The following is a 21,387-nucleotide window of genomic DNA, read 5'->3' on the forward strand; positions in this document are numbered from 1 at the left end:
GTCCTTTATCTCCTGTAGCCAGCGATTGTTTACTGGAGTTTTTGTATGTACTCGTTTCGTATCCCTGCAATCCCGCTTGTATTTGTGATTGCTCTCCCAGCAATAGCTTCCAGTGAGGAAGTAGTACCCAAAGTTGAAACAGATACCTTATCTGAGGTGTCTGTGAGCGCGAAAAAAAGTAGTAAAAGAGATAAATTCATTACCCAAGACCGTGCGACTTCAGTGGGTAAAAGCCCCGTTTCAGTGCAAGATATGCCTCAGTCCGTCACTGTTGTGGATGTCGAGCAGGCACGAGAAATGGGGGCTTTGAATATTCAGGATGCTCTGACTTACAGTGCTGGCGTCTATGCTGGTAACTTTGGATTTGATACCAGAATAGACTCTGCCTCAGTTCGCGGCTTAACCCCATCTATGTTCCAAGATGGTTTGCGTAATTTGTATGGCTCCTACAATAACACCAGAACGGATATCTATATGCTTGAACGCATAGAAGTCTTGAAGGGGCCTTCTTCATCTGTGTTCGGGCAGTCAGATTTGGGTGGTATTGTGAATAGCGTGTCCAAACGCCCCAAAAAAGTAGCCGCACGTGAAGTGAATCTGCAATATGGTATGTATGACCGTAAGCAACTCGGTATCGACTTTACAGGTCCTCTGAGTGAGGATGGCGAATGGCTTTATCGACTGGTGGCTTTAAAGCGAGACAGTGGTACACAGGTTGATTATGTGAAAGATGATGCCGTGGTGTTTATGCCCTCGGTGACTTGGCAGCCAAGTGATAAAACCAGTATCACTATGCAGTATGTGCATCAGGAAACTGATAGTACGGTTTCAGCACAGTTTTTGCCTTCTCGAGGAACGATCCTTCCAGGACCATTAGGTCGAATATCCAGCCGGACCTTTGTCGGGGAGCCTGGCTGGGATCGCTACGACACCAAAAAAGACGAAGTGTCATTGTTCGTAGATCAGGCGATTACTGACCAAATTAAACTTGTGGCAAATTTGAGAAAAGTTAACTCAGATACGATCACACGGGAACACTGGACTCGAGTTGGAGCTAACCCTGATAGCACAGGCAATATACAGCGTACCATTCACGCTGCTGACCGCAGTACCAATGTATTTTCAAGCGATACACGCTTGCAGGGCAATTTTGCGTTAGGACCGACCAAGCATTTGGTGTCTTTAGGAATGGATTACCAAGATGCATTATGGACAGAGCGTAATTACACCTCTACAACCTCTGCATTTGGCATCAATGTTTATAACCCGGTATATGGCAATGTCGATTATGGTGCATTAGTCGGCGCTGAACGGGACAATAACAAAATCGTGCAGACGGGCTTTTACTTGACCGAACATATGGAATGGGGCCCCTGGGTTGTTTCTGGAGCTCTGCGTCGAGATCATGCGACAAATACCTTGCTCAAGGTTGGTGCTACGCCAGATGTTGATGCGCGTAATTCAGTAACCACGGGACGCTTGGGTCTGATGTATCGGTTCGAGAGTGGAGTCTCACCTTATGTTAACTACTCTGAAGCATTTGTGCCGAATTTGGGTACTGATGGGAATAATGGCGTGCTAAAACCTACTGAAGGAGAACAACGCGAAGCTGGGATGAAATATTACTCTCCAGATGGCAACACATCAGCAGCGTTTGCTTGGTTTGAGATTGAGCAACTCAATAGAGTTATTCAAGGGAACACCCCGGGTGGTTTGCAACAAACCGGTGCATTAACCAGAGGTTGGGAGGTCGAGGCCAAGCATCGAATGGGTGATTGGGAGCTGCTTGGCAACTACAGTCGCATGAATGCGTTTAACGACACCACCAAAATTAGGTTGCCATATGTCGCAGAAAAATTGGGTTCAGCCTGGGCACAATACAAAATCAACTCAAATTGGCGCGCTGGGGTGGGGGTGCGTTATTTAGGTGACAACGTCGGATTTGGTGGTTTGCCCACAGTGCCATCAGTTACCTTGTTCGATGCCATGGTTGGATTTAACTATGGGAAATGGGACTTGCGCGCCACGATTAGAAATATCGCTGACAAGGAGTTTATTTCCTGGTGTCGCGGCAATGGTCAAGATTGTGGATATGGCGAACGACAGAATGCTGTCCTCTCTGCAAACTATACCTTTTAACACCAACTTTTATATATACAACCAAGCACCGCTTACGTGCTTGGTTTTTTAACTTTTTGAGGTTATCAAACATGAACGCTTATAAAAAAGTCCTGATTGCAGTCATGTATGCAACGGTTTTTATGGATGCTTCCGCTGAAGAGTCTGAATTAGACACTTTGGGCGAGGTGAAAGTGAAAGCTTCTGCTGATGCGAATGCTAAAGGCCTGATGAAGCCTTATGCTGGCGGACAGGTTGCGAAAGGCGGGCGGGTTGGCGTGCTTGGTAATAAAGATGCCATGGATACCCCATTTTCAATCAACGCATATACCAATGAGTTGATCCAGAACCAACAGGCAAAAAGTGTAGGGGATGTGTTACTAAATGATCCTTCCGTACGCGTTGCCCGTGGCTTTGGCAACTTTCAGGAGTCATATTTTATTCGTGGTTTTCAACTGTATTCCGATAGTGTTGCATATAACGGGTTGTATGGAATACTTCCAAGACAGTATATTGCGGCCGAGCTCTTTGAGCGTGTTGAGGTTCTGCGTGGTGCCTCCGCATTCTTAAATGGGACAAGCCCGAATGGGGATGCCATTGGAGGCTCGATTTCTTTACTGCCAAAGCGAGCACCAAATGAGCCATTGAGCTTAGTAAATGCTGGCTGGAGTTCTGGTAACCAACAACTTATTTCTGCAGATGTGGCAAGACGTTTTGGCCCGGATGACAGTGCCGGTATTCGGTTGAATGTGTCTAGGCGTGATGGCGGTACTGCAGTTGATAAAGAACATGCTGAAGTTGATCTGATTTCGCTGGCATTAGATTGGCGCGGCGAGAATTTGCGGTTGTCTGGTGATATCGGTTATCAGGATAATCATCTGAAGCAAACGCGCACAAACGTCACGCTTGCTGCGTCGACAGGTGTACCGCGAGCGCCTAGTAGCGATTCAAACTGGGCACAGCCATGGTCTTACTCTAATGAGCGGGACACCTTCGGGACTTTGCGTGGTGAATACGATTTAACTGACAAAGTGACAGCTTACTTTGCCGGAGGCTTCCGTGAGTCACATGAAGCTAACTCGTTAGCAAATTTGACAGTCAACAACTCTGCGACTGGCACGGGTACTTTCTATCGTTTTGACAATACCAGAGAAGACTCGGTAAGAACCGGTGAAGTTGGCCTAAAAGGTAAGTTTGAAACGGGTTCTATCAGCCATGACGTTGTATTAAATGCAAACTTATATCATTTTGAGAAAAAAGCAGCGTATATGTTTGATTCTGGTAATCAGCTCAATACCAACTTATATGCCCCAACTTATTATTCCCTGCCTGCATTTACTGCAGGCGCAGGTTCAGGTGGTGTGTTGGATAATCCGAATACGACAGGTAGAACGATTTTACGTAGCCTTGCCATAGGTGACACACTGGCCATGTTAGATAATCAGTTGTTGTTGACGCTAGGGGTGAGAAGTCAGCAAATAGCTGCGACAACCTATGATTACAATGGCGTGTTTAGTAGTGCGTACGACAAGACGAAGCTGAGCCCTGTGTTGGGTGCGGTAGTAAAACCCTGGGACGGCATCTCTCTCTATGCTAATTACATTGAAGGCTTGTCACAAGGGGCAACAGCTCCAGGAACCACCGCTAATCGAGGTGAGACGCTTGCCCCCTATGTCTCAAAACAGAAAGAAGTGGGAGCCAAGTTTGATTTTGGTAAGGTTCGGGTGACTACTGCTTACTTTACCACTGAGAAACCACGCGGTTTTATCAATGCGGCGAATGTATTTACTTCGCAAGGGAAAGAAGAGCACCAAGGGGTTGAACTGATGACTTATGGTCAGATTTCGCCCAGTTTGCGGGTGTTGGGGGGGATTACCTGGTTGGATGCCAAACAGAAGAATACGGGCAATGCCTCGACGGAAGATAAGCAAACGATTGGTATTCCAGATCAACAAGCTAACCTGGGTCTAGAGTGGGATGCATTTATGGTGCCTGGTTTAACATTTGATGCGCGTGTGATTACTACTGGCCATGTGTATGGTAATGGCACAAACACTCAAAGACTGCCAGGTTGGACCCGTTTAGATATCGGCGCAAGATATGCGACTGAGATTGAAGGGCATTTATTAACCGTTCGTGGCCGTATTGATAACATCACAGATCGTGATTATTGGGCCTCTGCAGGTGGTTATGCAGGGCTAACCTCTAATTCCGGCTATCTGGTGTTGGGTGCGCCACGGACTATCACCGTCAGCGCCCAGCTTGATTTTTAAATACGAGGTAATTTGTTTTGCGTTCGTCTTTATTATTGGTACATCGGTGGTTAGGCATGGCTAGTGCCTTGTTTCTAATGATCACCGGGCTCACTGGTGCCATTATTTCATGGGATCACGAGATTGATACGTTACTGAATCCAGCGTGGATGCATAGCAAGTCACAAGGTGCGCATCAGTCGACATTAGTGCTTGCAAAACAGGTGTCAGAGCGCTACCCACAAGTTCAGGTCAGTTCGATTCCGCTGAGTGTTGAAGAGGGGCATACGCTGACCATTGGCGTCAAGCCATTATCTAATCCACCGGATGGCATGGTGCCTGTTAAATTTAACCAGGTGTTTATTGACCCCGTCACCGGCCAGGAGCTAGGCAAGCGGGAGTGGGGCGCCGTGTGGCCGATAGATAGGACCAATGTCGTCTCTTTTTTGTATAAGCTGCATTACAGTTTGCACCTGCCCGAAATGTGGGGAATCGACCGCTGGGGACTATGGTTGTTAGGCGGTGTGGCACTGATTTGGCTGATTGATAGTTTTGTGGGTTTTTATCTTACCTTGCCCAAATTTGCCAACACTCCAATCACTAAGTTGCACAAGGTGCAACACAATGCCCAGGCCTCATTCTGGAAGCGCTGGTGGCCTGCATGGAAACTGCGTTGGAACAGCAGCACGCACAAACGTTATTTTGATATGCATCGTGCTTTTGGCTTATGGACATGGATATTGCTGATTATTCTGGCATTTTCTGCCTTTGCGCTCAATTTGCGCCGTGAAGTCTTTATGCCAGTCATGAAGTCTGCATTTACACTGACGCCCACTCCTTCAGATATCCGTCCGCGCTTACCGGTCTCACAACAATTACCACCGCAGGTAGATTATGGAAAAGTGCTGGCGATGGCGATCAAGGAGGCGCGTAGGCAAGGCTGGCATGAGCCAGCAGGACGCATTTCTTATAGCGCGGCATACCAGTTGTTTAATGTGGATTTTTATTATCCTGATGCCGATCATGGTGTGGCAGGTGCCGGCCATAAACGTTTGTATTACGATGGTTTGGATGCACATTATGTTGGCAAACGTATTCCTTGGGAAGGCACAGCAGGTGATGTGATTGTGCAAGCCCAATTCCCCCTGCATTCTGGCCGTATCTTGGGCCTGCCCGGCAGGATTATGATTTCTGTCATGGGAATGGTGGTGGCCACGCTTTCTGCAACGGGCGTGTATTTATGGTGGAAAAAGCGCAAGGCACGAAGCATTTCTGAGGGAATGCTGCGCATGAATTCGTTGCGTACGCATCGTTCATGAGCGCTTTAGCCACACTTACGTGGCGTTATTAAAACGCCAACCTCTTAGCAATCCGGTATGTTTACTGGCCCCTGATAGGGAGGGGTGCTGAGGGTTTTGAAAATAAAAATCAGATTGATCTTGTTGTTTGCCAGCCATCGAGTTACGCACTCCAGTAGCCAGCTTTATTTAATGGGAGTGTTGTGTGTCCGTAATTCGATTAAAAACAGTTTATTTGTCGTTGTTGTTAGCCTTGCCGATGTCGGCAGCCTGGGCGCAGGGGGAGGCTGAGAAGACTGCTTCTGCGCCAGCTGCAACAAACACTGATGACGATCAGCAAACTCTGGGTGAAGTTGAGGTATCGACCAGCCGTCGCCAGAGTTTTCACTCAAACACGGTACAGGTCGGGACGTTTAGAGACATGAATCCGCTGGACGTGCCCTTGACCGTGAACACGGTGACGCGTGAGGTGTTGGATGCGCAAGCGACCAACTCATTGTTTGGCGCATTGCGGAACACCGCAGGGGTTTCACGCTCGCAATTGAGTGGCTCGACCTATGACAATATTGCGATCCGAGGCATTCTGGTCGAGAACCGCGGAAACTACCGGCTCAATGGTTCGTTGCCGATTATTAACCTGATTGATACGCCACTAGAAAACAAAGAGCGGGTAGAAGTGCTCAAAGGGGCTTCGTCTCTGTATTACGGCCTGGTGCCGCCCTCTGGCATTATCAACCTGGTAACCAAGCGGGCTGGCAAGGTTGAAAACAAAAGCCTGACGCTGTCTACCAATGAATTTGGTGCGCGTAGCGCCCATGTGGACTATGGCAAGCGCTTTGGCGCTGAGCAGCAGTTTGGTGCACGTTTTAATGTGGTCACTGGCAGCGAAGATATTGGCATTGACCATTATGACGGCAGCCGTGGTCTGGTCTCAGCCGCATTGGATTGGCGTGCAAACGATAAATTGTCTTTCAAGCTTGACCTTGAGCATTACCGCAAAGATGTTTCAGAGCAGGCTGCGATTGTAGTGCCTAATGCTGTCAACGGTAAGATCACGCTGCCGCCTGTGCCAGCAGCGACACAAAACCTGGCGGGCAAATGGCAGCACTATGATGCTGAGGCAACCAATATTCTGTTCAGGACCGATTATGCCTTGAGTGATGACTGGAGTTGGCTGTTTGAAGCTGGACGAGCCAAGACGGAGCGCGACCGTAACTTTTCACAGTTTCAGAACTTTAACCCGCTTACGGGTGAAGGAGAGTTGCAAGTTTCATTTACACGGAATCAAGTGTTTACCAACACCAACTTTAGAACCGAGTTGCTCGGTTTGCTGGAAACGGGCCCCATCAAGCATCAGCTCACACTGGGATACACCAGCAATCAGCGTGAAGGCGTGACACCTATGTTTGCAACTCGTACGGTGACTCAAAACTATTTTAATCCCAGAGTCGTTCCTGTGCTTGCGGCGGTTTCCAATAACCGTTTATCTGACCAGACAATTCTGGATCGAGGCCTGTATGTATTTGATCAAATGGCGTTGACAGACCAATGGACCCTCATGGCAGGTGCGCGGCAAAGTCGTTATGACACCGAGACCATTGCCACCAATGCAGGCACGGCAACGGCTACGCGCTTCAACGCCAAAAAAGTCATTCCCTCCGTGGCGCTGATGTACAAAGTTCAGCCAAATATTTCTCTCTACGCCAGCTATATTGAAGGTTTTGAGGACAGTGGGCAAGTTCCGACTAGATGGTCAAATGCTGGCGAGTTACTCAATCCGGCAAAATCAAGACAAAAAGAAATTGGTGCAAAGGCGCAAGTGTTTGATCGTTTTTTGCTGCAATTGGCCTATTTTGATATTGAGCGTGCCGCCGCATTTGGTTATCCGAGTACTAATATCTATAAGATTAACGGTGACGCAAATTATCAAGGCTTGGAATTTGCTGCTACTGGCGAGTTGACGGAGAGGCTGTCTGTCGCCGCCTCTTTCCTGTTGATGGATGCGACCTTGAAAACACCTGACGCGGCTAGCAATGGCAATACGCCAGAAAATACGCCAGAGAAAACTGCCAGTCTGTTTGGTGAATACCAGATTGCGCAGGTCCCTGGCCTGTTTTTGAGCGCGGGCTTGTTTTATAGCGGCAAGCAACAGGTCAATGCATTTAATCAAGCCAGCATAGATGGCTACACGATTGGGTCGGTAGGGGCCAGATATAAGACCCTGCTGGGCAAGCAAAAAGCCACTTTTCAGGTCGTGGTCGACAATATCACAGATAAAGACTACTGGAGTACCGCAGGGAACAGCCTGTTAGGCGTCGGCCGACCAAGGACCTTGCAGGCCAATCTGCGCCTGGATTTTTAACTGGCCCCTGTCACACGCAGCTAGCTTGATATTGGCGTCAGGCTAGTGGCCCTGATGCGGTTTGTGCCCAGAGCACAGGCCGCACCTACTTCGATTAAACGGTACCGCACAATTTGAGCTATATGACGCTTGGATTTCCACCAGTATTTACATTTGTACAAATAAATTCTCGCACAACCTTTCATTGCTTGTAAAAATGAGAATTGTTATCATTCTTGCTTATTCAATTTGCAAGCCAACGAGCATTGTTTCCAGTAGCCAGCAATTAACTCATTCAATCAATGACGGGAACTATTTATGCCATCCGGCTTTAATAAGAAAACAATGACGATAGCGCTGATGATGGCGCTTCCAGCGATTGCGATCGCGGCAGATGAAGAGAAAAAAACTGCAGACGCGACTCAGACCATGACCGAGGTGAAGGTCAAAACGCAACGAATTCAAGATGCGCCTAATAAAGGCTATCAAGCGACCAAGACCCGCGTCGGTAAAACCTATCAGGATCCGCAAGATGTGCCGCAGGCAGTCACTACGCTAACCAGAGAATTGCTGCATGATCAGCAAGTGGGCTCACTGCGTGAAGCCTTGCGGAATGTGGTTGGCTTATCAGTCAATGCGGCTGAAGGGGGCCGTGCTGGCGATAACTTTAACCTGCGCGGTTTCTATACCTTTGGCGATATTTATCTGGATAACATGCGTGACACCGCACAGTACAACCGCGAGACATTTAACCTGGAGCAGGTGGATGTCTTGCGTGGTTCTGCGGCGATGTTGTTTGGGCGTGGTCAGGCGGGTGGTGTCATCAACCAGGTGAGTAAGATGGCAGAGTTACACGACAAGAATATCGTGACAGGGAGTCTGGGTAATTATGATTATCATCAAGCGACGGGCGACTTTAATAAAAAGCTGACAGATACAGCGGCCATTCGCGTGAATGTCATGGATAGGCACGAAGAAACCTACCGCAAAAACCCGGCAAACGGGGATCATCCCGAATTTGATCGTCAGGGGATTGCAGTCAGTTTTGGGGCTGGTATCGGGACTGAAAACGAGGTCTTCTTAAATCATCAATATTTGCGCACTCGAGATGTCCCGGATTTTGGCGTTTCTTTTGTAAATGAGCGCCCTATTAACACTACGATTAATGGGACCAAAGTAGACGATAAGACCTTCTATGGAAGTAGTAATAATTTTGACAATAGTGATACCAATATTACTACCGCCATTTTCACCCACAAATTTACTGAAGACACACAACTGCGTACTCAATTAAGACATGGGGATTATGAACGCGCATATTGGGCGAAAAAGCCAAGTTCAACATTATTGCCAACCGCCAATCAAAGCGTTGGTGGTAACGTTACAAGGACTCAGTCTTATCAAACATATAATCTCCAATCCGACTTTACGACTAAGTTTGATTTAGCTGGTATGCATCACTCACTACTGAGCGGTGTTGAATATTTGCATGAGCATTCATATAGAAACTCTTTGCAACCAGTCAATCCTAATACAGGGCTTCCATACACGCAGACGGGTAATGCACTGAATAACGCGATTACCGCGAACGGTGTGTCATATTCTAGTGGGTTTGAGGCAATGACTGGAACGCCTGCGAAGTTTTCTGCCGATAACTATGCTGTATATGTTCAAGACAGTATAGAGTTTATTCCACACTGGACAGTTTTGGCAGGTCTGCGTCGAGATGAAATGAAGGCTGATTACAATACTTCTGCAGTCTCTAGTTTAGATTATGGGCAAAATAGCTACCGCAGTGGTTTGTCATGGCAACCAGATGCTAACCAGCATTACTACATCACTTACAGCAACTCCTTCAGCCCAACAGCGGACCTGTATCAGTTAACTACAGTCAAACAACCGCCTGAGCGTAGTCGAACCCTTGAGATTGGGTCCAAATGGTTGTTCTTAGATGGCGACTTAGCCTTAAGAACCGCTATTTTTACAACGACTAAAGATTGGGAGCGTAATACAGATATTGCTTCCTTTGGTAATACGCCAATCCTTACTAAGAGACGTCGTACAAATGGTTTAGAAGTCGAACTCACTGGTAAAGTAACAGAGAATTGGGATATTTTTGCTGGTGTTGCTTTCCTTGATGCCACAATTATTAATCCGGCAGTGAATATTTGTGCGCAAACATCGAATACATGTTCAACGATTGGCCAAGTTAATGCTGCTGACCCAAGATTTGCAGGTGAGCGCGCTAGAAACACGCCACGTACGACTTTTAATCTGTGGACAACTTATGACTGGAGTAATGGTTGGAAAATCGGTGGCGGGGTAGAGGCCAAAGCGGATCGCTACGGATATAACCCTACAGCGACGACAAGTACAGCATTTGTAAATGGTCAGTTTAAACCCAATACTGCACCTGGCTATGCACGCGTCGATGCGATGGTGGCCTACGAACAACCGAAATGGGCGGTGCGTTTAAATATCAAGAACTTGCTGGATAAAACGTATTATGATGCGATTTATGATAATGGTGCTTTCTTGACACCAGGCAACCGTCGTCAGGCTATCGTCACTACTGAGTACAAGTTCTAGGAGTTAATTTGCTGTTAAGTTTACCGGGGGTTTTGCTTGAAGAAGAGCTGCATACTATCCGTGCCTTGCTGAAGCAGGCGCAATGGGTGGATGGCCGCACAACCGCCGGTATTCAGGCAGCCAGTGTTAAAAACAACCAGCAACTGGCCGAAGACGACCCGTTGCTGGCACAAATCCGCAGGATCGTGTTGCAGGCATTGCAGCGCGATCCTTTATTTTTTTCGGCCGCGTTGCCAGACAAAATCTTGCCGCCTTTTGTGAATCGTTATGCGGGTGAGACCAATGCCTATGGATTTCACGTCGATAGTGCCATGCGTCATATGCCGGATGGTAGTACGCGGGTACGGGCAGATGTTTCGGCTACTTTGTTTTTTAACGACCCGGATGAATATGAAGGCGGTGAGCTGGTGGTGCAGGATGTGTTTGGTGACCAGCGCATCAAGCTCAAAGCGGGTGCTATCGTCATTTATCCTTCCAGCTCGGTGCATGCGGTGACGCCGGTCACGCGTGGTGAGCGCTTGGCCAGCTTTATGTTTATTCAGAGCATGGTGCGCGACGCCGCGCAACGGCGCATGCTGTTTGATATGGATATGGCCTTGGTCCGCTTGCGCCAGCAACAAGGGGAAACGCCAGAAGTGGTGCAGTTAACCGGCATTTACCATAACCTGTTGCGCCAGTGGGCGCTCTAAGCGAATGCAGTCCTTACCTTTGCTCTCCTATTTTGCCCAGCAAGCGCAAGCCAAATTGCCCGCTGATGTCTGGCATTATTTGCAGTCAGATGCCGGGAACGGGTTGCAATTGCAGGTCAACGAAGCTGGTTGGCAAAGCAAGAAAGTTTGCCCACGTCCACTCCAACCCCTCCATCAACCGAACACAAGGTGTAGCATTTTTGGCGAGCAATGGGCGCATCCCATCCTGCTGGCGCCAGTGGCTTATCAGCGCTTGTTTCATGCCGATGGCGAGATTGGCACCGCTGTCGCTTGCAATGCCCAGCAGGGGCAGATGATGGTGAGCAGTCTGGCCAGTCAAGCCGTGAGCGAGATTGTGATGCAGGCGCAACAACCGCTCTGGTTTCAGCTCTATTGGCAAGGCGATCGTGAACGTACCCAAGCGTTATTGCATAAAGCCGTGGCAGCTGGCATTAGCGCAGTCGTGTTCACTGTCGATGCGCCAGTCAAGCAAGCTTTGATCGATTTACCCGAGGGGATTTCCGCGGTCAACCTGGCGCAGCCATTGGCAATGCGACCCTTACAAACGGGCCAAAGTACGGTGTTCGATGGCTGGATGACGCAGGCGCCGACCTGGGACGATGTGGCCTGGCTCAGGCAGCAAGTGAACCTCCCCCTGCTACTGAAAGGCCTGATGCATGTAGAGGATGCCCAACGGGCGGTGGAATGCGGCTGTGACGGCGTGGTCATTTCCAATCACGGTGGCCGCGTGCTTGATAGCACTCCGTCTGTGGCGGCAGTGCTGCCAACGATCGTGGCTGCCGTGGGTAGCCAATGCAAAATCCTGGTGGATAGTGGTGTCCGCTCCGGGCAAGATGTGTTTAAAGCGCTGGCGATGGGCGCTGATGCCGTTTGTATTGGTCGCCCTTATATATGGGGCCTGGCCGCAGAAGGCGCGATGGGCGTGGCAAAAGTGATCCGCACTTTGCGTGATGAGCTGGAAATGACCATGGCGTTGACTGGCGTTTCGAATTTGGCAGAGCTGCGCCAGGTAGAATTCTTTGAATCATGAAAAGGACGTTTTGATGAAAAAAATTGGTTTTTCACTCTTGTTGGCAATTGGCCTGCTGCATGCACAAGCTACGTTGGCCGCGGCGGATTGCAAATCCTATCCAAAAGAGGAGTGGGCTTCGGAAGATACCCTTAAAGAAGCGCTGGAAGCAGAGGGCTATACCATCAAAAAATTTAAAGTAGACGGTAATTGCTACGAAATTTATGGCCGTAACAAAGAGGGTAAGAAGGTTGAGATTTACTTCGACATGAAAACGCTGGCGATCGTCAAAGCCATCGGGTTGAAAGACTAAGTGGCGAGATGTTGCAGCCATCCGCAATGCTTTGGCCCTGGTGGGTGCGTCTGAGTCACTGGCTGGTGGCAGCCGGGGTGATGGCATTGTGGCTGATGAGCCATGTCTGGTACGAAACGGATGTGCTGCATCGCACGGTTGGCTACGCTGTGCAGGCAATCATTTTGATCCGCATCTTGGTCGGGTGTTTTAGCGCATATCCAAGTGCGCGCTTTCATCTGCCCGGCCTGCGTGACATCCGCTTGCACATTGCAGAGGTGCGTCAAGCAACCCTGCCTGTGCATGCCGGGCACAATCCGCTAGGCCAATGGGCCGTGTATGTCATCTGGATGCTGATTGCCTTGCTGGCGCTGACTGGCTGGTTAAGCCGCACCGATGCCTTTTGGGGCGAAGAGGGGCCGGTTGTAATTCATGCGCTGTTGAGTTGGTTGCTGATGGCTGTGATTGCGTTGCATATTGTTGCGGTAATCTGGATTGGACGCTTGTCCAAGCAGCATTTAGTGCGGCAAATGTGGCATGGCCGCATTCACTTACGCAAATAAGCGGGCCTTGCGCCTTTAATCTACTTCAATCGGTGGGGCAACCTTGAGCACTTCTTCTACGGTTGTCAGTCCCGCCGCAATTTTCTCAGCACCGTTTAACATCAAAGGCTGCATCCCCGCTTGTGTAGCGGCTTGTCTGAGCTGAATCAAATCGGTTTCAGGCGTGATCAGTTTGCGTAAGGTCGGCGTCAGTGTCAGCATCTCATAAATCCCGGTGCGACCACGGTAACCCGTGTTGCGGCACTCCTTGCAGCCCACGGTTTTCATGATTTTTGCCGGTTTGGCGGCCTTGAACGGGCGCGTAACGCTGGCCCATTCTGCGTCTGAAATGGTGGCTTCTGTTTTGCAATGCGGGCACAAGGTGCGCACCAGCCGTTGCGCCATAATCCCCAGCAGGCTGGAATGTATCAGGTAAGCAGGCACGCCTAAATCCAGCAAACGCGTCACAGCCGATGGCGCATCGTTGGTGTGCAGCGTGGATAGCACCAGGTGGCCGGTCAGTGCGGCCTGAATCGCCATATCTGCGGTCTCCTGGTCGCGGATCTCGCCGACCATGATAATATCGGGGTCCTGGCGCATCAGTGTGCGTATGCCTTCGGCAAAGCCCAGGCCGATATTCTGTGTCACCTGCATCTGGTTAAACGCCGGCTCTATCATCTCAATCGGGTCTTCTACCGTACATACATTGACTTCATCGGTCGCCAATTGCTTGAGGGTAGTATACAGCGTGGTGGTTTTGCCCGAGCCGGTAGGCCCGGTGACCAAAATGATGCCGTTGGGCTGGTGTGTCCACTGCGCCCATTGCTCGCCCTGTCGCTTGGAAAAACCAAGTAACTGAAAATCCTGTACCAGCACATCCGGCTTGAAAATTCGCATCACCAGTTTTTCGCCAAACGCGGTCGGCATGGTCGATAAGCGTAATTCAACCTCTTTGCCATCAGTGTCTACGGTTTTGACACGGCCATCCTGTGGGCGGCGTTTTTCCACCATGTCCATCCGCCCCAGCAGCTTGATGCGGCTGGTAATCGCATTCATGATATTGCTCGGCAACTGATAGACCTGATGCAAGACACCGTCGATGCGGAAACGCATCAAGCCCAGATTGCGGCGCGGTTCCAGGTGGATATCGCTGGCGCGCTGTTCAAACGCATATTTAAACAACCAGTCGACAATACTCACTACATGCTGTTCATTCGCATCCAGTTGGCGGTCTTTGCCCAGCTCAATCAACTGTTCAAAGTTTTGTACGCCGACAATTTGTCCGGCCTTGGCGGCATTGGCAGATTGAATCGCTGCAGAAAGCTGATACACCTCGGGCAAATAACGCTGCAAGTCCAGCGGATTCACCATCACCACTTCAATGCGCAACTTCAGCATACGCTCCAGATCATGCAGCCAGGTCTGGTGGAACGGATCGGCCGTCGCAATTGTGGCCACCCCATTCTTGACCGTAATCGGCATGATGCGCAGGCGCTCGGCATAGGCTTGCGACACAATTTGCGCCGCGGCACTAAAGTCCAGTTTTAGAGGGTCGATTTGATAATAAGGCACTGCAGCCTGCTCTGCCACAAAGCGACTCAGGGCCTCTACAGTCAATAATTGATTGGGGTTTTGTAAATCCGGCCATTTTTGCTCGGCCACAATCACAACCGGGTGAATTTTGGAGCTGTCCCTCTTGCGATCTTTATAAAGCTTTTCAGCCTGGACTTTATCTGCATGCCCATGAGCAACCAGCATGCGTAACAAATCCGAGAGGCGCAGGCTCTCTATGGTTTTGGGCGAGGAAACGGGGATTGGACTATTCATGTCACATGCTGGCTAGACTAGCTGCAAATGATGCAAGAGTCATGCCATCAGGAGGTGGCAGAAATGGTCACATTGCTTAGATTGGAAATGTGTTTAGTCTGGGTTTTCTAAAGGTTTTTTAATTTGAGTCTGTCACTTATTGTTGAGCGTTATTAAGTTTTGATTTGGGGAAAATCTTGATGGATGTTTCTTAAAGAGATATTTTTTGCCTCTAGGCGAGTTGCTTTCTGGTGCTTTTCTACCAGAAAGCAATCTAAGAGGAGGATACTCAGCCATCACGCCCTTACGGCTTCCTTGCGTTGCTTGCAGCTAAAGCAAGCATAGTGGATGTGAGCATAAAAGATGATCGTTTCTATAAAAAACGTAGATTTATTTTGCGGTCTTGCATCAGGGTCAGCTATCACAAATTGGCAAAAGGTGAAGATGATCAGTGGTAACGCCTATAACCTTTTTTCATTATGAGTTAGCTCAATATCATTCTTTCCCTGAAAGCCATTTATTTCGAACACAGTAGTGTTTTACGAGCGTGTTAACTTTATCCAAGAACAGATTTCTTGCTGCGCGGTTCCAAAGTTGCAGTGCAAGACGATCAGGTATATGTCTCAAGTTTTCAGGCAAAATTGATTTGAAGTTTTATTGCTCCATTCTGATGGGCTACATCCGATTTCCTCCATGAACATACATGTAAAAGCTGAAACAGATGCGTAGCCTAAGTCATTGATATCTCTGTAGTACAGTAATTCGTTGATAACTTGCCCAATGTGAAAAATGCCTTAAATTTTCTTTTCCGTTGCCTGTTATTTAAGCCAACCTCTGACTTAAATTTACGAGTCATTCTGTTAGCACTTGTCCCTAATAATTTTCCCCACTCATTGATAGAGCGATCTTCCGCTGATTTTCCGCAAGATATTTTTACTGCATATTTTAAGGAAAATCGATAAAGAGGATGGTTGCCAAAGAGTGGCTTAATACTGCATAAAATAGAACTTGCAAAAATGTGATAGTTGTTTGTGGGTGATAGCGAGAAACTACGTGTAACTCTGTTGCTCTAGAAATTTCTCGATTTCGAATTGTCGAGTGGCAGGTGATTCATTATTGATTATTCACAAAGGTACTATCATGAAATCAAATGACACTGTCCAAGCGTTACATCCTTTGGATCCTTTATCAACTAAGGAGATAGCGCTAGCTAGCCAAATCCTTCGTCAGAGTAAAGGTCTAGGGAGTCAATGTCGCTTTCCCTATTTGTACTTGCAAGAGCCAAGTAAAGACGAAGTGATTGATTACATTCCAGGGCAACCAATGACTCGTCGAGCCTTTTCTTTAATCTTGGATAAGGCAACGGGAGACACTTTTGAAGCCGTGGTGGATTTACGTTCTCAAGAGATTATTTCATGGGAAAAATTGGACATTGAAACACGCGGGCATGCACCTATTATTCTTGAGGAGTTCGATACCTGTGTAGAAATTGTACAGAATGATCCTGACTGGCGAGCGGCACTAAAAGCACGCGGACTGAATGATGCGGATATCGAAAATATTCAGATTGATCCTTGGTCTTATGGCCACTTCTTTGAGAATAAACCAGACTATAAGCATCGCCGGCTTATGCGTGGCGTTGCTTTTGTGAGAGACAAGTTAACTGACAATGGCTATGCGCGTCCGATAGAGGGCTTGGTTGCAATTATTGACCTCAACGAAGGTCGAGTGATTGAGTTGCTTGATGATGGTGTGGATATTCCGGTACCTCAAAGAATAATCAACTACGACACGCCATCCCTTGGCAAACCGAGAGAAGGGTTAAAGCCGCTGCATATTATTCAGCCTGAAGGGGTTAGTTTTACTGTTGATGATGATTGGAAAGTCTCTTGGCAAAACTGGGAGTTTAGAGTCGGCTTTACACCGCGTGAGGGGTTGGTGCTTCACCAATTAGGATACGCCGATAAAGGTAAAGTGCGCCCTATCATCTACAGAGCCAGTATTACAGACATGGGGGTTCCTTACTCTGATGAAGCGTTAAATCATTATTGGAAATGTGCATTTGATGGTGGAGAGTATGGCTTGGGTCGTCTGGCAAATCAACTTGAACTAGGGTGTGACTGCTTAGGCGCCATTCGCTATTTTGATATACCCACAGTGAATGACTTGGGCGAACCCATTGTCATGAAGAATGCAATTTGTATGCATGAGGAGGACTACGGAACACTTTGGAAACACTATGAATTCCGCTCAGGTGTTTATGAAATCCGTCGTTCGAGAAGGTTGGTTATTAGCTTCTTCTGTACTGTGGCGAATTATGACTATGGATTCTATTGGTATTTGTATCAGGATGGCACTATTCAGCTAGAAGCCAAGTTAACTGGCATCATTCAAACTGGTGCTGTTAAGCCTGGAGAAAAGCCGTCAGGAGGCATGGTGACTCCTGAGTTGTATGGGCCAACGCATCAGCACTTCTTTAGTGCGAGGTTGCATATGATGGTTGATGGGGAGCGTAACTCAGTCACCGAAACCAATTTTTATCCGCGCCCGATTGGAGAGGGAAATCAATATGGCAATGTATTTAATACCGAGACGATTACCTTCGCCAATGAATTAGATGCCTGCCGTGAAGCCAATGGGCAAAGTGGTAGATTTTGGAAGGTAATCAATCCAAATATTAAAAACTCAGTCGGCAATCATCCTGGCTACAAACTTGTCGCAGAGCATAATCCAGTAATTCTTGCCCAGCCAGGCAGCCAAACCGGACGTCGCGCTGGATTTGCGCGTAATCATCTATGGGTGACTCCATATTCCCCAGATGAGCGATATGGGTCTGGTGAGTATCCCAATCAGCACTATGGCGATGGCTTACCTGTATGGGTTAAACAGAATCGCCCGATTTCCAACAGCGACATTGTTGTCTGGCATACGTTTGGGCACACGCATGTTTGCAAGCCAGAAGATTTTCCAGTTATGCCAACGATGTATGTGGGATTCAAACTACAGCCAAATAACTTCTTTGAGCTAAATCCGGCAATGGATTTACCAGCAGGGGCAGACACAGCAAGTGTTGCTGATGGGGAGGGTCATTCGGCGCCATGCTGTCAACATAATCCCCTCTAACCACTCGTTTTGTGATCCGCTCATGTAGTGCATGAGCGGGCAGGGATCGTATATGCGTGATCAAATCATGATGAATCATCAGATTAGCTGGGAGTTAATGGCAATTGCAGTTTTTGCGTTATTGTTAATTAATAATCGAAAAGCGTGTAGAGCCTCTCCAGGCTTAATGATTACGGCCATTACAACGATGGTTATAGGATTAATGCCTCAATTAGATATTGTGGCTAGACATTCCGTATGGCTTCACTGCTTGCAGAGTGCGCTCATTCATCATGTAGCGCCGATGCTACTACTCATGGCAGAGTTAAAGTTACCATCAAAACTTAACAAGCCCTTTGCTCAGATTTTAGCGTCTCCATTAGCAAGCTCCTTGATCATGCTTTCCTTTTTAGCCATGAGTGTGATGTGGGTCTGGCCAGAACTACATATCCAGTTAATGCATGATGGAAGTTTGTACAGAGCAATGAAATGGGCAATGGCGATCAGCGGTGTTTTGTTGTGTTATGCAGCAGCGATTCTTTATCAGCAGGGTTTCATATCCTCGCTTAGATTTTGGGTATTTCATTTGGCAATTACGGTGCCTCAGGTCTTGGTCGGCATATTGTTAATGATGGCCGCTCCTCTATACCCAATGCCGCAGTGTTTATCAAAGACGAATGGATTGGTTGGCGTATTAATTAAGTTAGGTCAATCTCTGGGCCCTAGGGCTGACCAAGCATTGGGAGGCGCTTTATTGTTAATTTCCGCAACACTTTTTTTTGTACTATCAAATAGATTCTGTGACTTTTTACGTGTGTCAGCGAATCCTGTCCATAGATGATTGATCATGAAAGTTTACTATTATGAATTTAAAAATACATACTCTTCTCTGGGCATTTTTGATAATAGCCCTTGAATTCCCTTTAACGGTGTTGGCGGATACCTCTACGGTAATTGATACTGGAGCAACTGCGTGGATGCTTACTGCATCCACGCTACTTGCTATGATGTATTTACCCGGGTTAGCAATGTTTTATGGCGGGATGGTACGCTCAAAAAACGTACTTTCTATCTTCACGCAGTTAATTCTGTCTGCTGGCATTATTGGCGTATTGTTTGTCGTGTATGGATATAGCCTGATGCTTGATATGACTGGAGCAAGCCCTGGGCACATTACGATTAGGAGCTTTATCGGCGGGCTGGATAAAGCATTTCTTGCTGGCATTGATACTGGTGCTGGAGCCATTCCTGAAGGCGTAATGATTATGTTTTTAATGATGTTCGCTATTATTTCTCCCGCTGTGGTAGTTGGGGGTTTTGCTGAGCGCATCAAATTTTCTTCAGCAATATTATTCCTCATTTTATGGTTCACATTTGCCTATTTGCCAATGGCTCACATGGTTTGGGCCGGACCTGGTGCATTGTTGGCCGATTGGGGCGCGTTGGATTTTGCTGGAGGTACTGCCGTCCATATCAATACAGGTGTGGCTGCATTGGTGGCTGCAATCATGGTCGGCAAACGTAAATACTATCTTAAGGCTGCCATGCCGCCCCATAACCTCGTGATGACATTGGTGGGAGGTGGTCTGCTCTGGGTGGGCTGGTTTGCTTTCAATGTCGGGTCAGGTATGGCTGTGGATGCAAAAGTAGGCACGACCTTACTAAATACGCAATTAGGTGCATGCGGAGGGGTGATTGCATGGGCAATAATTGAACGAGTCAAACTTGGACATGTGAGTGCTTTAGGGGTGATATCAGGGGCAATTGCAGGCTTGGTCGGGATTACTCCTGGCTGTGCATTTGTTGGTACATTTGGAGCAATACTGATTGGAATGTCTGCAGGGGTGGTATGTTTTATTGGGGTGACTTCGATTAAACAAAAATTTGGATATGATGATACGCTGGATGTGTTTGGAATTCATGGTTTGGGGGGGATTGTTGGGGCGTTGATGACTGGGATTCTAGCCTCGGACAAGTTGGGAGGGCATATTGTGAATATGAACATTACCCATCAGTTTTTAGCGCAGTCTGCAAGTGTGTTGTTTACTATTTTTTATAGCGTCATCATTACCTGGATCATTCTTAAATTGATTGATTTAACTGTAGGTCTAAGGGATTCTGATGAAGTTGAAGAGCAAGGTTTGGATATTTCTCAACACAATGAGCGTGCTTACAATCCCTAAAATTTAAAGGTGTTTATTTTTTCGGGTGCCAGGTCTTCTGGTGCCCGTTTTTTATTGCAAGGTATTTGTGGATTGAAGGAGGTGACGAATTGCAAATTAACTCAACCGTCACCATTTACGATGGTCGGAAGGCCTTTTTCCAAATAGTTTTCTATACTCTCGCCCGAAGTGGCTGGAATGAGTAAAACCATAATGGTGTGCGATGTCGGTTAATGCCCAATCGGGGGAGTCTCTAAGGCCTCTATCTGCAGCATTCAGCCTGACTGCTCTTAGGTAGTTGTTCGGTGATACACCGGTCACCCTCTCAAATGCATAAGCCAGAGTGCGTCTTGGTATCCGCAATTCATTACAAAGTGTCAGTATGCTGATTTGACCTTTCTCATTTAAAATTCTGTCATGGCAGTATCGGACAAGATAGTGATGGTTGGATTCCAAATTTCTGATCCTTGATCGTTGACCTGCTACATCCATTCCTTGTAAAAGGTAATTAATCACTTCATCTCTAAAAAGCGCTTGCACACGCCCTTTTAAATTGCCGGCTAGATCAGGCGTTCTATCGTCTAAAACATGTTTGCACAATGATTGCAGGGCACATAAAGCGGATTCATCGCATCTTAGGGAGTATCCTTTTGGATATTTCAAAAAGGTATCAAAGTCTTCTGGGACAAGCATTTTCTCTAAAAAAGACTCATCTAGAGAAATAACTACATAGTCAGTTTCTCCTTGTGTACAGAGAAAGAACTCTGCACTTGAGGGGATTAATGTAAAGCAGTCGGGTCGTAATGTATGATTGCTAAGCTTAGTATCTTGCGTGCCACGAATAGGAATAATAAGATTGAATGTATTTTTGGGGGCCATGGTATGTTGAACAACGCTGCAGTTCATATACTCACGAAAAATTCGCATACTCGGTAATTGTACGTCTTGCAAAAAGCCTCTAAATTCACCTGGCGTTAATTGGTCGTAGTGCTGGGACCAGCCATTTAAGGCTGCTGCGTGAAAAACGATATCATCAAACTTTTGCGTTTCTGACAGCATGTGATTAATGACTATATTTAAAATGAATTAAAGTCTTACTTGTGTGAGCAAGCAAAAAACATTCCATTTTTACCATTTTTTTTTACATCGCTAATATAGCCGTTATC

At 47.4% G+C, this 21,387-nt stretch carries 14 protein-coding genes; 12 read left to right on the forward strand and 2 right to left on the reverse strand.

Translation table 11 applies throughout. The features are described 5' to 3' along the window. Window positions 1-45: 45 nt before the first annotated feature. The 9 genes from ACFQ1T_RS01380 (at window position 46) to ACFQ1T_RS01420 (ending at window position 13,172) form a co-directional block, all read left to right on the forward strand. Window positions 46-2,139 (forward strand): TonB-dependent siderophore receptor, encoded by a 2,094-nt coding sequence (locus ACFQ1T_RS01380; RefSeq protein ID WP_379073474.1) that lies wholly within the window; start codon window positions 46-48, stop codon window positions 2,137-2,139. A gap of 71 nt (window positions 2,140-2,210) precedes the next feature. Beyond that, complete coding sequence (locus ACFQ1T_RS01385; protein ID WP_379073475.1) at window positions 2,211-4,391, forward strand: TonB-dependent receptor; 2,181 nt, start codon at window positions 2,211-2,213, stop codon at window positions 4,389-4,391. 35 nt (window positions 4,392-4,426) lie between these two features. After that, window positions 4,427-5,689: a PepSY-associated TM helix domain-containing protein gene (locus ACFQ1T_RS01390; RefSeq protein WP_379073763.1), complete on the forward strand. Its 1,263-nt coding sequence runs from the start codon at window positions 4,427-4,429 to the stop codon at window positions 5,687-5,689. A 214-nt stretch (window positions 5,690-5,903) separates the two neighbouring features. After that, complete coding sequence (locus tag ACFQ1T_RS01395; protein ID WP_379073476.1) at window positions 5,904-8,030, forward strand: TonB-dependent siderophore receptor; 2,127 nt, start codon at window positions 5,904-5,906, stop codon at window positions 8,028-8,030. A gap of 297 nt (window positions 8,031-8,327) precedes the next feature. Further along, on the forward strand, window positions 8,328-10,598 hold the full coding sequence (locus tag ACFQ1T_RS01400) for a TonB-dependent receptor (protein ID WP_379073477.1): 2,271 nt from the start codon (window positions 8,328-8,330) through the stop codon (window positions 10,596-10,598). A gap of 8 nt (window positions 10,599-10,606) precedes the next feature. After that, window positions 10,607-11,287, forward strand: a complete 681-nt coding sequence (locus ACFQ1T_RS01405; RefSeq protein ID WP_379073478.1) for a Fe2+-dependent dioxygenase — start codon at window positions 10,607-10,609, stop codon at window positions 11,285-11,287. A gap of 4 nt (window positions 11,288-11,291) precedes the next feature. Then, window positions 11,292-12,338: an alpha-hydroxy acid oxidase gene (locus ACFQ1T_RS01410; RefSeq protein ID WP_379073479.1), complete on the forward strand. Its 1,047-nt coding sequence runs from the start codon at window positions 11,292-11,294 to the stop codon at window positions 12,336-12,338. A 13-nt stretch (window positions 12,339-12,351) separates the two neighbouring features. Beyond that, window positions 12,352-12,630, forward strand: a complete 279-nt coding sequence (locus ACFQ1T_RS01415; protein ID WP_379073480.1) for a PepSY domain-containing protein — start codon at window positions 12,352-12,354, stop codon at window positions 12,628-12,630. A 26-nt stretch (window positions 12,631-12,656) separates the two neighbouring features. Beyond that, window positions 12,657-13,172: a cytochrome b/b6 domain-containing protein gene (locus tag ACFQ1T_RS01420; protein ID WP_379073481.1), complete on the forward strand. Its 516-nt coding sequence runs from the start codon at window positions 12,657-12,659 to the stop codon at window positions 13,170-13,172. A gap of 15 nt (window positions 13,173-13,187) precedes the next feature. Here ACFQ1T_RS01420 and ACFQ1T_RS01425 read toward each other — a convergent pair whose 3' ends face one another. Continuing rightward, entirely contained in the window at window positions 13,188-14,978 is a 1,791-nt protein-coding gene (locus ACFQ1T_RS01425) for a GspE/PulE family protein (RefSeq protein WP_379073482.1), read from the reverse strand. A 1,119-nt stretch (window positions 14,979-16,097) separates the two neighbouring features. Here ACFQ1T_RS01425 and ACFQ1T_RS01430 point away from each other — a divergent pair. From ACFQ1T_RS01430 to ACFQ1T_RS01440, 3 genes are read left to right on the forward strand one after another with little or no spacing between them, the layout of a single operon-like run. Next, window positions 16,098-18,080 (forward strand): primary-amine oxidase, encoded by a 1,983-nt coding sequence (locus ACFQ1T_RS01430; protein WP_379073483.1) that lies wholly within the window; start codon window positions 16,098-16,100, stop codon window positions 18,078-18,080. A 52-nt stretch (window positions 18,081-18,132) separates the two neighbouring features. Beyond that, window positions 18,133-18,900 (forward strand): cytochrome c oxidase assembly protein, encoded by a 768-nt coding sequence (locus ACFQ1T_RS01435; protein WP_379073484.1) that lies wholly within the window; start codon window positions 18,133-18,135, stop codon window positions 18,898-18,900. 22 nt (window positions 18,901-18,922) lie between these two features. Continuing rightward, on the forward strand, window positions 18,923-20,242 hold the full coding sequence (locus tag ACFQ1T_RS01440; RefSeq protein ID WP_194749258.1) for an ammonium transporter: 1,320 nt from the start codon (window positions 18,923-18,925) through the stop codon (window positions 20,240-20,242). A 108-nt stretch (window positions 20,243-20,350) separates the two neighbouring features. Here ACFQ1T_RS01440 and ACFQ1T_RS01445 read toward each other — a convergent pair whose 3' ends face one another. After that, window positions 20,351-21,280: a helix-turn-helix domain-containing protein gene (locus ACFQ1T_RS01445; protein ID WP_194749259.1), complete on the reverse strand. Its 930-nt coding sequence runs from the start codon at window positions 21,278-21,280 to the stop codon at window positions 20,351-20,353. Window positions 21,281-21,387 lie beyond the last annotated feature (107 nt).

Origin of the sequence: Methylophilus glucosoxydans (assembly GCF_042676145.1) — a bacterium.
GTDB lineage: Bacteria > Pseudomonadota > Gammaproteobacteria > Burkholderiales > Methylophilaceae > Methylophilus > Methylophilus glucosoxydans.